The organism is Ruminococcus sp. HUN007 (assembly GCF_000712055.1).
GTDB lineage: Bacteria > Bacillota > Clostridia > Oscillospirales > Ruminococcaceae > HUN007.
Window position 1 is genome coordinate 2,687,653 of the sequence record NZ_JOOA01000002.1, and the last position, 12,718, is coordinate 2,700,370.

General features: G+C 45.4%; 11 protein-coding genes. 5 read left to right on the forward strand and 6 right to left on the reverse strand.

The genetic code is table 11. The annotated features are described in order from the left end of the window. Positions 1-64: 64 nt before the first annotated feature. From tilS to CC97_RS15835, 5 genes are all read right to left on the reverse strand, one after another. Positions 65-1,393, reverse strand: a complete 1,329-nt coding sequence (gene tilS, locus CC97_RS15815) for a tRNA lysidine(34) synthetase TilS (protein WP_049962971.1) — start codon at positions 1,391-1,393, stop codon at positions 65-67. Between the two features lie 2 nt (positions 1,394-1,395). After that, the gene (dnaB, locus tag CC97_RS15820) at positions 1,396-2,742 is read right to left on the reverse strand and encodes a replicative DNA helicase (protein ID WP_044976136.1); all 1,347 of its coding nucleotides are present in this window, start codon (positions 2,740-2,742) and stop codon (positions 1,396-1,398) included. A 1-nt stretch (position 2,743) separates the two neighbouring features. Beyond that, the gene (gene rplI, locus CC97_RS15825) at positions 2,744-3,190 is read right to left on the reverse strand and encodes a 50S ribosomal protein L9 (RefSeq protein WP_044976138.1); all 447 of its coding nucleotides are present in this window, start codon (positions 3,188-3,190) and stop codon (positions 2,744-2,746) included. Between the two features lies 1 nt (position 3,191). Continuing rightward, on the reverse strand, positions 3,192-5,270 hold the full coding sequence (locus CC97_RS15830; RefSeq protein ID WP_049962972.1) for a DHH family phosphoesterase: 2,079 nt from the start codon (positions 5,268-5,270) through the stop codon (positions 3,192-3,194). Positions 5,271-5,361: 91 nt separating this feature from the next. Continuing rightward, the gene (locus CC97_RS15835) at positions 5,362-7,164 is read right to left on the reverse strand and encodes a ribonuclease J (protein WP_242848182.1); all 1,803 of its coding nucleotides are present in this window, start codon (positions 7,162-7,164) and stop codon (positions 5,362-5,364) included. A 365-nt stretch (positions 7,165-7,529) separates the two neighbouring features. On the opposite strand from CC97_RS15835, the gene CC97_RS15840 reads away from it, so the two are divergent. Then, entirely contained in the window at positions 7,530-7,991 is a 462-nt protein-coding gene (locus CC97_RS15840; RefSeq protein WP_081850228.1) for a cytidine deaminase, read from the forward strand. A gap of 83 nt (positions 7,992-8,074) precedes the next feature. Here CC97_RS15840 and CC97_RS15845 read toward each other — a convergent pair whose 3' ends face one another. Further along, positions 8,075-8,284, reverse strand: a complete 210-nt coding sequence (locus CC97_RS15845) for a DUF896 domain-containing protein (RefSeq protein ID WP_044976140.1) — start codon at positions 8,282-8,284, stop codon at positions 8,075-8,077. Between the two features lie 222 nt (positions 8,285-8,506). Here CC97_RS15845 and CC97_RS15850 point away from each other — a divergent pair, with 222 nt between their 5' ends. The 4 genes from CC97_RS15850 to CC97_RS15865 all read left to right on the forward strand — a co-directional run bounded on the left by CC97_RS15850 (position 8,507) and on the right by CC97_RS15865 (position 12,691). Next, positions 8,507-9,226: an SDR family oxidoreductase gene (locus CC97_RS15850; RefSeq protein WP_044976142.1), complete on the forward strand. Its 720-nt coding sequence runs from the start codon at positions 8,507-8,509 to the stop codon at positions 9,224-9,226. A 393-nt stretch (positions 9,227-9,619) separates the two neighbouring features. Then, on the forward strand, positions 9,620-10,333 hold the full coding sequence (locus CC97_RS15855) for a hypothetical protein (protein ID WP_156036947.1): 714 nt from the start codon (positions 9,620-9,622) through the stop codon (positions 10,331-10,333). Next, positions 10,287-11,435 (forward strand): LTA synthase family protein, encoded by a 1,149-nt coding sequence (locus tag CC97_RS15860; protein ID WP_197021874.1) that lies wholly within the window; start codon positions 10,287-10,289, stop codon positions 11,433-11,435. Before CC97_RS15855 ends, CC97_RS15860 begins: the two co-directional genes overlap by 47 nt. Positions 11,436-12,325: 890 nt before the next feature. Continuing rightward, positions 12,326-12,691 carry a hypothetical protein gene (locus CC97_RS15865; RefSeq protein ID WP_044976147.1) on the forward strand — a complete coding sequence of 122 codons (366 nt, stop codon included), beginning with the start codon at positions 12,326-12,328 and terminating at the stop codon, positions 12,689-12,691. The last annotated feature ends 27 nt before the right edge of the window (positions 12,692-12,718 follow it).

Consider the following 12,718-nt stretch of genomic DNA (forward strand, 5'->3'; position numbering starts at 1 on the left):
TGTTTTCAGCACCATTATCATTTTTCTATTTTACATTATTTGGCCGTGAATAGTAACGTTTTCTTCACAAACTACTCTTATCATCAATATTTTTTTTTGTACTATTAGTGATTCGTGCCCTGTCGGCTATGCCCGCTTTTTCGATGAACAGAATTCCGGAATCGTCGGCAGCAAAGCAGAGACTGTCGCGTTCTTCAGGTTCGGTAAGGCTGTTTAACAGTTTTTTTACTGAAGAAGTAAAGTTTCTGTTTTCAAGTTTTATCCGGTCACCCGGCATTCTGTTCCGCAGCACCAGGTCTCCCGTGATGCAGTCAGCGTCGATCATGGCAGTGCACGGCGGAAATCCGTCCTTTTCATACTGGTTTATATCTGCGTATGTGATATAAACTTTTTTGTTCAGAAAAGTATTTTCGCCCTGCGCAGCGCGAATGCATACATTTCCGGCAGATACCGGTTTCTTCGGGATGACTGTTATCCTCAGTACATCATCTGCCGCTTCGGCATAAATATCTCCCTTAAGATTGATCTTGCCGCCGGTAAGTGCGGCTTTTTCCATATCGGCTATCCTTCCGGCATTTACTTCGATATGGTTTTCTGTCAGAAGTCTCGCTATGCAGCGCCTGCGGACTGCAGGGTGAAGCTCTGAGATACCGCGCAGTGTATTACCGTTTTCTGAAAACCGGGAATAAGCTTTTTCCGCCTCTGATTCAATGAATGAACTGTCAGTCCGGAAATTATCCGAATCAGCCGAAATTGTTCTGAAAAGAGCAGGATTTATCTTTTCAAGCACAGGTATTACGTTGTGCCTGATGGTGTTCCTTGTATAGTCGTCAGACAGATTGGTGGAGTCTGTCACAAAGTCCTGTTTCCGTTCCTTTAAGAATGCTTCTATTTCGTTTCGGGTGACTCCAAGCAGAGGTCGGATTATATTATCCCTTACAGGAGGTATTCCTGCAATACCCTTTGTTCCGGTGCCACGGGTGAGATTGAATATCACCGTTTCAGCGTTGTCGTTGGCGTTGTGGGCAGTGGCAAGCTTTTTTCCGGCTGTCTGTTCGGCAAAGAAGCGGTAGCGTATCTCGCGTGCTGCAAGCTCAGTTGACATTTTCATCTTTGCGGCTTCCGCATTTACGTCAAATCTTCCGCAGATAAATGGAACCGAAAGCCTTTGGCAGAGATCACGGCAGAACTTCTCGTCCCGGTCGCTTTCCTCACCGCGGAGGCAGTGGTTTACGTGAATGGCGGAAAGGGTGATCCCAAGCTGGTCCTGCAGTTCGCTGAGTGCAAGCAGCAGGCAGACACTGTCAGCTCCTCCCGAGAGCGCAGCGACAATGTGATCATTTTTTTCCGTCATGCGGAATTTTTCAATATCAGAAAGTATACGACCGAGCATGATCAGCCTTCCTTGTTGGCAAAACGTGTGAACTGACCATCCCAGACCATTTCCACGGTGCCGACTTCGCCGTGACGGTTTTTCGCAACTATACATTCACTGACATTAGGCGATGTGCATGTTGTAGGATTATAGTATGCATCACGGTAGAGGAACATAACTATGTCGGCATCCTGCTCGATGGAACCCGATTCTCGTAAGTCCGAAAGCATAGGACGCTTGTCTGTACGTGATTCAGGACCTCGTGAGAGCTGTGAAAGAAGGATGATCGGCACGTCAAGTTCCTTGGCCATGATCTTGAGCTGTCTTGTGATCTCCGAGATGATAACTACTCGGTTGTCGGTCTTGAGTGTGGAGTTCATGAGCTGAAGGTAGTCGATAACCACAAGACCGAGATTTTTTATTCTCCTGAGTTTGGCCTTCATCTGCTGTACTGTTATGCCCGGCGTGTCGTCGATGAGCATCGGCATACGGCAGAGTGTGTCGGCACTGGAAGCAAGACGCATCCAGTCGTCCTTTTCCAGAAGTCCGCTTCGGAGCTTTTTACTGTCTACGAGAGCTTCTGTGGAAAGAAGTCGTGTCGCAAGCTGCTCCTTGGACATTTCGAGTGAGAAGACTGCCACCTGTTTTTCAGTTTTTCTTGCAACGTTCAGTGCGATGTTCATGGCAAAGGACGTTTTACCCATGGCAGGACGGGCAGCCAGGATTATAAGGTCCGAACGGTTAAGACCTGTTGTGTATGTATCAAGTTTGGTGAAACCTGTCCTTGCACCGAGATATTTTTCCTTGTCCGGACCGGTGATCTTGGCAAGCTGGTCGTAAGCCCCGTAGACAACGTCATTGAGCGGTGTGAGACCAGTGGTGTCACGTCCCTGACGTATGTCATAGATCTTCTGTTCTGCCGAGTCCAGCAGGGAAGAGGCACTGTAACCACCTGAGGCGATATCGCTCAGGATCTGCTGCGCTGTTGCTGCCAGTGTTCTTGCGTAATACTTTTCAGCAACAATATTGCAGTAGTCCTCGATGTTTGAAACGGAAGGCACTGACTGTACCATTGAGACAAGATAATGTTTGCCTTCCTGTTCCGTATCAAAGATCTTCATGGCCAGAGCTTCATTCAGAACAGTAACGATGTCCGAGGTGGAACCGTCTGAAAACATTCTCACCATTATCGAGAAAAGCTGTCGGTGCTGTTCGAGGAAGAAGCATTCCGGTTTGATCTTTTCGAGTACTACTGCCAGAACATTCGGATCATAAAGAATTGAGCCGAGTACAGACTGCTCGGCTTCAATACTGTGAGGCAATTCAAAACCAGCTACCGTTTGTGTCTGATCGTAGCTATTATCCATTTTACGCCTCTGTTACTTCAACTTTCATTTTTGCGGAAATTCCTGTGTAGAGCTTGATCTCGGCTTCGTATTCACCGAAGTTCTTGATCTCGGACTTGAGTGAGATCTTCTTTTTCTCCACTTTCTGTCCGTACTGGGCAGCGATCTCGTCCGCGATCTGTGCAGATGTTACTGCACCGAAGAGCTTTCCTGATGAACCCGCCTTGGCTTTGATAACGATCTTTTTGTCGTTGAGGATATCCGCGGTTTTCTTTGCTTCCGCAGTGTCAACGTCGATCTTGTGCTGTGCAGATGCCTGCTTTCCTTCAAGGTCGCTTAAGTTTTTAGGGGTTGCTTCAACTGCAAGTCCCTTTGTGATAAGGAAGTTTCTTGCGTATCCGTCTGATACGTTCTTTATTTCGCCCTTTTTGCCAGAGCCTTTAACGTCCTGTGTAAAAATTACTTTCATTTCAATTCTCCTTCTGAGGTAGTGTTTTAGTGTCTGTCATATTTTCCAGCAGATACTGTTCGATCGCATCAAGAAGCATTTCCTTGGCCTTCTCAGCGGTGATGTCCGGTATCTGTGCGGCCGCCATTGTCTGGTGTCCGCCGCCGTAGTGGAGCTTTTCCACTATCAGCTGGACGTTTACTTTTCCGTAGGAACGTCCTGATATATTCATTTTTCCGTCAGCGTCGAAAATTACGAATGAAGCACTTATGTCGCTTATGTTCATGAGCTCGTCGGCAGCCTGTGAGGCAATGACTCTCATGGATTTTTCAAGCTCAGGTGTCGTTTCAACAACAGATACCGCAAAGCCCTTGTAGAGTTCGGCGGAGGAAACGATCGCCGCTTTCATTCTGTAGAAATCTATGCTGTTTGTGAAAAATTCCTTTACTGAAACTGTGTCGGCTCCCATTTTCTTGAGGTAGGCAGCTGCTTCGAAGGTTCTTACCGTTGCCCTGATAACAAAGTTCTTCGTATCGAGCATGATTCCGGCAAGAAGAGCGTTGGCTGCTTCTTCAGGAAGCCTTGTGAAATTCTTGAAGTAAGGGATGATCTCCGTTACCATTTCCGATGCGGATGAGGCATTCGGGTCATGGAAGAACAGAAGAGAGTTGTCTATGTAGTTGACATCTTTTCTGTGATGATCGATTATTGCAGTGTTCTTTACTTTCTCGTAAAGTGCCTTGCTTTCAAGCAGAGCCTTCTTGTGCGTGTCAACGATGATGAGAAGACTGTCGCGGTCGGTCATTTCGAGAGATTCAGCCTCGGTAATGAACGAAATGTCCTTTATCTGTTCACGGGCACGCTGTATGAGTTCCGGTGCAAGGTGGGTGCTTTCGTTTATTACGATGTACGACTTTCTTCCGAGTATCGATATAGCGCATGAAAGACCGATCGAAGCACCGAGTGCATCAAGGTCGCCGTTCATGTGACCCATGATGAAAATTGTCGAAGCGTCATCGATGAGTTTCTGTATTGCAATCGATTTGAGACGTGTTTTGAGCTTTGACTGTTTTTCAACAGGCTTGGAAAGTCCTCCGAAGAATTCGTAGCCGTTTTCCGTTTTGACAGCAGCCTGGTCGCCGCCGCGGCCGAGAGCCATGTCGAGAGCTTCCCTGGCGAAGACCTCACTTTCAGCAAGTGAGTTTCCGCCTGCTCCGACACCGATCGAAACGGTGAGCATGATACCGGTTCCGGCACCTGCCTTGCGGATCACGTCAAGTATACTGAAACGTTCTTCAATTACCTTGCGAAGATGCTTGTCTTCAAAAATAATAAGGAATCGGTCCTTTGAACAGCGCTGTATCATGCTGTTCTGACCGGAAGTGAAGTTTTCGAGTGCCTGTTCAAGATTTGCAAGCACCTTGGAACGTTCGCTTTCCTTGGTGTTCTGGAATACTTCCTCGTAATTGTCTATAACGAAAAAAGCCACAGTAGGTTTCTTGTCGCTGTATTCCTGGCATATGCTGATATAGTCAGTGTCATCCTTGAAAAACAGGATCTCGAAATCCACCTTGTAGTCACGGCTTTCAACGCATTTTACGCTGTATTTTTTATCTGCGTATTCAACGGTGAACTCTTTTTTGTCCTGCAGACAGTCTGCGTCGATGAGGAGAGATTCACAGATGCTCATTCCGTATGCGTCGGTTCCGTTTGAAATTGTATCAAAAAAAGCGTTGTTGTACCAGAGAATTTTACCGGTCTTGTCCGTGATGGCGATAGGCTCAGGCGAATTGTAAAGGCAGTAGCACTTTACCTGGTCGAGACTTCGTTCAATACGGTTGAAGTACTTGTAGATATTCTGCTTCATTCGTATTGCCTGTGAGATCAGCAGGAAAATGAGAAGCAGCGTTACCAGCATGTACATGAAAGATTCCTCTTCGTTGTACGTGTAGATACGCAGCGATGAAATAAAGCAGAGCGTTATCATCATCATCGAAGATATGGCAAGCGGTATGAACTTTCTTTTATTCGTGAATATTCCCCTCCTTTCACGGGAAACGCTTTCCGGACGGATATCCGGTGGAGACTGCCGCGGTTTCATGCGATGCTTCGCATTTATCCGGCAGACGGGCGTTACCCAAGTATTTACCCCGCATAAAGCGGGGCGTTTCCTGGATCTGCAGTTTCAGATGTCAGATCTCCATTATTATCGGAAGGATCATAGGACTTCTCTTTGTCTTGCTGTAGATGTACTCGGAAAGTGCATCCTTAAGCTTTGACTTGAGTGAGTTCCATTCCCTGAGATCGTGGATGGAGCACTGTGAAAGTGTTGCGTTGAGTACCTGTTTTGCTTCTTCGATAAGTTCTTCGGATTCACGCACATAAACAAATCCGCGTGAGATGATGTCCGGACCGGAAGCGATGATGTTTGATGCCTTGTCGATCGCGATAACAACGATTATGAGACCGTCCTGGGCAAGATGCTTTCTGTCGCGGAGAACTATTGATCCGACGTCGCCTACGCCAAGGCCGTCAACAAGTATGCGGCCGGCAGGAACACGGGATGTTATCCTCATGTCAACACCGTCGGTTTCAATAACGTTTCCTATTTCACCGATTATTATGTGATCTTCAGGTATTCCCATGTCAATGGCAAGCTGGGCATGCTTTTTCAGATGCTTGTATTCACCGTGAACAGGAATGAAGTATTTTGGCTTTGTGAGTGCCAGCATGAGCTTGAGTTCTTCCTGGCATGCGTGACCTGAAACGTGTACTTCATACATTTTTTCATACACAACTTCAGCGCCGGACTTCATGAGTTCGTTTACCACCTTGGTAACGTACTTTTCGTTGCCCGGTATAGGTGTAGCTGAAATGATGATGAAGTCGTTGCAGTTTATGTTTACCTTCTTGTGGTCGTTCATCGCCATTCTTGTGAGCGCTGACATAGGCTCGCCCTGGCTTCCTGTTGTTATGAGGACGATACGGCTCGCTTCGTAGCGGTTCATAAGGTCGATGTCGATGATGGTTCCTGAAGGTGCTTCAAGATATCCGAGCTCAATGGCAGTGGTGATAACATTCACCATGCTGCGGCCGAAAACGGCGATTTTTCTGTCCGTGCGTACTGCACAGTCGATGATCTGCTGGATCCTGTGTATATTCGAAGAGAATGTAGCAATTATTATTCTCTTGCCTTCAGCCTTTGTGAAAAGTGACTCGAATGAATTTCCTACGGTTCTTTCAGACTGTGTGAAGCCCGGTCGTTCTGCATTTGTCGAGTCCGCCATGAGAGCGAGTACGCCCTTTGATCCGAGTTCGCCGAATCGTGCAAGATCGATCGGTCCGCCATTTATAGGTGTGTAGTCGACCTTGAAGTCACCTGTGTGTACGAGAACGCCGGCAGGTGTGTGGATGGCAAGACCTACTGAGTCAGGTATTGAGTGGTTTACTGAGATGAATTCAACTGCCATGCAGCCCATTTTAACTGTTTTCTTCGGAGCGACCTCGTTGAGTGTTACCCTTCCTGAAAGTCCGTGCTCCTTGAGTTTTCCGTCCACGAGTCCGAGCGTAAGCTTTGTGCCGTAGACAGGAACGTTTATCTTCTTGAGAAGATAGGCAAGACCGCCGATATGGTCTTCGTGTCCGTGGGTAAGAACAACACCTCTTACTTTTGCCTGGTTTCTTTCGATGTAGGTGAAGTCCGGAATTACGATATCGACGCCGAGCATTTCAGAATCCGGGAATGCAAGGCCGCAGTCAACGATGAAAATGTCGTTTGAGCATTCAAAGGCAGTCATGTTTTTTCCGATCTCATTAAGACCGCCGAGTGGAATGATCTTCACTGGAGTTTTCCGGTTATCCTTTTTGGCTGTCTTCATTGCACGGGCCGGTGCATTTGAAGCGGAACTGCCGGATTCGTTTTTCTGCTGTGATGCCTGTCTGGAATTGCTCCGGTTTTCGCCGGAACGTTTGTGATTACTGTTGTTGCGGTTCAATTAACGCAAGCCTCCTTTATGTATTTTTGTTTTTGTCAGATTCATTGGCACATCACCTGTGGGTCCAGATCATGTGTACTATCAGAACATAAATATACACACTAATTATAGTACAATACCCGATCAATGTCAAGGAATTAAGTGGATAAAGGCTATGGTGAAAATATACGAATTTCGTGTACAAAAAAACATTTTCATTTTAATATTCTCTTTTCGTTTTTGTGGAAATGCAGTATTTTTAAGAATATACTGACAAATCGGGAAATGTAAGACAGAGCTCGGCCTGCCTTGACAAATCAGACGGTATTATGGTAAAATCTGTAGTATGAATGATGCCGGTCTTCGTGAGGCCGGTACTGGAAAATATGCGGGAATGCCCGGTGTTTTCCGGATCAAAGAGAAAAGAGAAAGACGGTGTATATAATATGTATGAGACACTTTTGAACCAAGCGGTAAGCGCCCGTGAAAATTCATTCTGTAAATACTCCGGATTTGCCGTAGGTGCTGCTCTTCTCTGCAGCGACGGTACTGTATTTACCGGATGCAATATAGAAAACATATCCTATTCACTTACGAACTGTGCGGAAAGAACAGCTGTATTCAAAGCTGTGTCCGGGGGAAAAAAAGACTTTACAGCAATTGCCGTCGCCGGCGCTGTAAAGTCTGATGATCCGCTTAAGGAACCGTGTTTCCCGTGCGGTGCGTGTCTTCAGGTGCTGAGTGAATTCTGCGGACCTGATTTTGATGTGGTCCTTGCAAAGGACGGAAAACCTGAAGTATATAAATTTTCTGATCTTATGCCGAGGGTGTTCGACTCAAAGTTCTGAGAAAACGCTGACCGGAGCGCAGATACCGCCTTACCGGAGAGCCCGTGAAACTTGTATTCTGCAGTGTCATCGTACGCTGCCGGTCACTTTGCGTTCTTAGCCTTTTTGAGTACGTTGCCTTTTTCATCTACTATAGTACAGCTGTCAAGCTGCGATGTGAGACTCGAAACAACGCTGCGGCGGAATTCGTTGCGGAGCTCAGTCTGCTCTGCCTTTTCCGCTTCGGTAAGACCTTCGGGTGTTTTTGATTTTCTTGCAAGTTCGTTGATGCGCTGTACTTTTTCGTCTGTCATTTTATTATACCTTCCATAATGAGTAAACTGTAGATTTAATGAAACACTGATCAAACCGGAAATCCGGAGGTGGGATCTGCGGGAGTTCGCCCCGGAGCTCCGCGCTGACTTATGAATAAATCAGCGTTTCCTTAACGTAAACACATCCATTATACTATAATTAAATGCAGGCGTCAATAGAATGATCAGTGTTCGGTAAAATCAAAGCAGAGGAATGATAACATGCCAAAAACAGTACTGATAACCGGTGCATCAAGGGGAATAGGTGCCGCATGCGCGGAGCTGTTTGCCGAAAACGGTTATAATGTGATAATAAACTATGCCAATAGCAGCGAAAAAGCTGAGGCGCTTGCAGAAAAAACAGGCGGAACAGCTGTGAAATGTGATGTTTCTGATCCGGAAGCATCGGAGAAAATGGTAAGCGATATAATAGAACGGTTCGGAAAGATCGATGTTCTCGTCAACAATGCAGGAATATCGGTCACCGGCGTTTTTGATCTTGTTTCTGACGAGGATGAAAAAAGGCTTTTCGACGTCAACGTATTCGGAACGCTGAACTGTACGAAAAAGGTGCTTCCGTACATGCTTAAAAGGAAGTACGGAAAGATAATAAATATCTCATCCATGTGGGGTCAGACCGGCGCCTCGTGCGAGGTGCACTATTCTGCTGCAAAGGCAGCTGTGATCGGATTTACAAAGGCGCTTGCCAGGGAAGTCGGACCGAGCGGGATAAATGTCAACTGCGTCGCTCCCGGCATGGTCATGACGGACATGACATCCTGCTATACTGCAGATGAGATTGCGGAGATCACTGAGGAGATCCCGCTTGGAAGATGCGGTGATCCGCGTGACATAGCGGAGGCCGTCTTTTTCCTCGCTTCGGAAAAAGCGTCGTTTATTACAGGCCAGGTGATCGGGGTAAACGGCGGAATGGTCATATAGGCCGTATAAACGCCTTCAAACCCCGTAATTTCAGCGTTCCGGGAATCAGGTGAATACAGATTTCCAATTCAATCAGTGTTTTCCTAGGAAAACGCTGATTAATTCATAAATCAGCGTGGAGGTTCGGGGCGAAGCCCTGCAAATCTCACCTCCGGAAATCCGGCGAAGCCGGGTTTCCGTTTTAATAAGTATTTCCCTAGTTGCTATTGCACAAAAACGGTTGTGCCGGATTATGCAATACAAAGAGAATAGACAAAAATCGATTTAAGCTATTGAAGTTTTATCTCCAGTGTGATATATTTGTTTACAAAGAAAGATAGAAAAACAGCCGGTAAAGTCCGGCGTTTATTCATTTTGGTCCCATATACAGAAAGAAAAGGTGGAGAACAAATAATGAATGGCTTAAAAAGTTTATTGAACAGGCGCTGGCATAAGTTCAATGAATTTATCAGGAATGTCAACGAGATAAGAAACAGAAACACAGTACAGTACAGCATGACCTGCTTCTTCCTTACTCTGCTCTTTCCGGTTTTCATAGTACTTATGGCAGAACTGAATCAGGACAAGTATCCGAGCAAGCTCGTGATGTTCATCGTGAACAAACCTCTGGTTATGCTTTTCGATATTGCGGTCGCGGCGGCGATCTTTGCAGCGCTGTGCCTGCTGTTCCGCAAGGTGTGGAGAGCAGTGGCAGTCCAGAGCGTGGTCTACTTCATGCTTTCGATAACCGAGCTTTTCAAGTACGGCACAAACGGCAATCATCTGATCATGACTGACATGAAGCTTATCAGAAGCGTCAAGAGCCTTACTTCATTTGCCTATATAAAAATCACACCAAGACTTGTGACATATACGATAATAGTTATTGCGTATATCGCTTTCACATTCTGGTTCAACCCGAAAATAAAGATAAGTTTAAAAAAGAGCGTTGCTCCTGCAATAGCATGTGCCGGTGCAGTTCTTTCAATGTTCTTTGTAACAGCAGTTTCAACGCCGGTTTATTCATTCTTTGACGTTGATACAACAGCAGCTGACAATGTTTTCATTCTCAACGAGAAATTTGAAAAACAACAGTTTCCTCGCATTTTTCATGCAGACAGCCAGTGAAAATCTTGCAAACAGACTTGAAGAGCCTGAAAACTACAGCGAGCAGGCAATTGCAGGTTTCCTTGGCGATGAGAGTAAAAACAGCTATGACGTAACTCCGGATGCTGATTTCAAAAAGCCTAATGTCATTGTGGTAATGTCCGAGGCACTTGCAGATTTCAGAGCATTCGATGAACTTAAAATAAGCGACGAGTACTACAGCGGCCTCGATAAAGTGGCTGCCGAAGGACACCGCGGACAGGTTATTGTTCCGACATTCGCAAGTTTTACAGTTCGTACTGAATTCGAGCTTCTTTTCGGTCTTCCGGTAAAGTCACTCAATGACCCGAACATGCCGCAGAGAATGCTTGCTGAACGTGACCAGCCGGCTTTCGCCCGTTACTACAAGTCACTTGGCTACAACACGGCTTACGTTCATCCGTTCCTCAGCTCATTCTACAGCAGAAAGAGAATTTACGGAACATTCGGTTTTGACCAGATGATCTTTGAAGATGATTTCACAGTTCCTGTTGAATACCGCGGTTCATACATCAAGGATGAAACAGTATTCAATCAGATAGAAAAGCTCATAAAGGAATCTGACGAACCGCTTTACTTACATACTACAACGATGCAGAACCATCAGCCGTATACTGAGGGTGAATCGGATGATGAACTTCTTAACTATCTCGATAACGTAAAGGTTACAGGCGATGCGTTCGAAGCCTTTATTTCAGATCTTAAGAAGATAGATGAACCGACAGTGGTATTCATGGTAGGTGACCACTTCCCGTCCTTCAAGAATACAGAAGGCAACGTCTACAACCGTCTTGGCATCAACAGTTCAACATGCAGCAAGGTATTTGAACAGAACTATGTTGCATGGAGCAACTACGGTGCAGATCTTTCAGCACTTCCGGAGGAAAGAGTATCAACATTCTATGTTCCTTACCTCCTTCTCGATGTGATCGGCGCTCCGAAGGATACATTCATCGAGGCGATGACGGAAAAGATGAAGACACTTCCGGTGTACTCCACACAGTATGATTCATCAATACCGGGCGACAGTGAGCTTGACGTGCTTACTTACGACCGTGTGATCGGAGAGAATATTTCCGGTTAATACAGAAATCCCCCTCCCTCCAGATAGAGAAAGCAGCCGAACAGATCAGGGTTTGCCCCCTGGTTTGTCCGGCTGCTTTATTTTATGCGGATAGGTTCAGAATGAGGAGGCCGGTATACGTGCAATATGTTTATTGTAATTTTGTGCGAAACGGCTGTCAGATAAGCTGGAAAATTTCATTTTACGGAAGATGTAAATACCGGAAACAGACTAATTTTGGACTTTTAAAGCGCGTAATTTCGTGCATTAAAAGGTGCATTTGGTGATTGTATAATTATTTTATACGGGAAAGCACTGAAAAATTGCACAAAGGATAGTGCAAAATTATTACAAACGTTTTCATCCCCGGTATTGCGCAGTCCGGAAATGATGTCCGACACATTTCTGAAAAAGTGTTGAAAAGTATGCAAAAATATAAAAATCTGAAGAATAACACTGAAATTAATAAATTTGTATGTTCCGCGACCCGGAAAAATCCCGTGTAAAGCTGTCGGTTAAAGCCGAAATGTTGTTCTTTATGTGGAAAATACACTAAATTTAATGTGTTATAGTCTGCTACATGTCATCTATTGTATTTTTAAACCGTTTGACTTGTGAAATTTCAACTGTAATGTGGACAGGCGATTAATGCAATAAAATTTGTACACATTTTCTGACCTTAAAGTATTGAAAATGAAATCACATTTGGGTATAATAATTTTCGAACGCTAGTTTTGTGCATATTCTACAAAAGTTGGTCGAAAGTGTGCAGGCCGCACACACCAGGGACGGGGCCATGTCGGATTTGTGTGCAAAATGATATTCGGGCGTGAAATCGCGTGTTTATGAGAGGGATATCGGCTGCACGGCGAAAGTTTTTAATTTATTTATTTTTGAAAGGCAGGTATGATATGATGGACATCAAAAGATCAGACAGGCTAAGAAAAACAGCTGCCATAGCAGCTTTAGTGCTGGCAATCAACAGCACCGGTGCCACAGCCGAACTCGGGACAACGGGATTTTTCGACGGGGATGTAGTAAGTGCGATCACTATTTCTTCTACCGACTTTGAAATCAAAAGCGAAGCTGATTTAAAGGCTTTCTTAGATCCTGACCAGACACAGAAGAAGCGCGGTATTATTAATCCTGATGAGGGCGAAACTATTGAAGTTTCAGAATACTTAGGCAACCTTACAGGCGAAAAGACCATTTACGGAAATGGTAAAACAATCACAATAACTTCAGAAAAACGGAAAAGCTTCACCACTGTTCAATGAAATTGAAAGCGGCTCCAGAATCGAAAA

Coding starts and splice junctions, on each gene's coding strand:
- CC97_RS15855 (WP_156036947.1), top strand. CDS start 9,620: ATGAATGGCTTAAAAAGTTTATTGAACAGGCGCTGGCATAAGTTCAAT.
- CC97_RS15845 (WP_044976140.1), bottom strand. CDS start 8,284: ATGACAGACGAAAAAGTACAGCGCATCAACGAACTTGCAAGAAAATCA.
- CC97_RS15840 (WP_081850228.1), top strand. CDS start 7,530: ATGCGGGAATGCCCGGTGTTTTCCGGATCAAAGAGAAAAGAGAAAGAC.
- CC97_RS15865 (WP_044976147.1), top strand. CDS start 12,326: ATGATGGACATCAAAAGATCAGACAGGCTAAGAAAAACAGCTGCCATA.
- dnaB (WP_044976136.1), bottom strand. CDS start 2,742: ATGGATAATAGCTACGATCAGACACAAACGGTAGCTGGTTTTGAATTG.
- tilS (WP_049962971.1), bottom strand. CDS start 1,393: ATGCTCGGTCGTATACTTTCTGATATTGAAAAATTCCGCATGACGGAA.
- CC97_RS15830 (WP_049962972.1), bottom strand. CDS start 5,270: ATGAAACCGCGGCAGTCTCCACCGGATATCCGTCCGGAAAGCGTTTCC.
- rplI (WP_044976138.1), bottom strand. CDS start 3,190: ATGAAAGTAATTTTTACACAGGACGTTAAAGGCTCTGGCAAAAAGGGC.
- CC97_RS15850 (WP_044976142.1), top strand. CDS start 8,507: ATGCCAAAAACAGTACTGATAACCGGTGCATCAAGGGGAATAGGTGCC.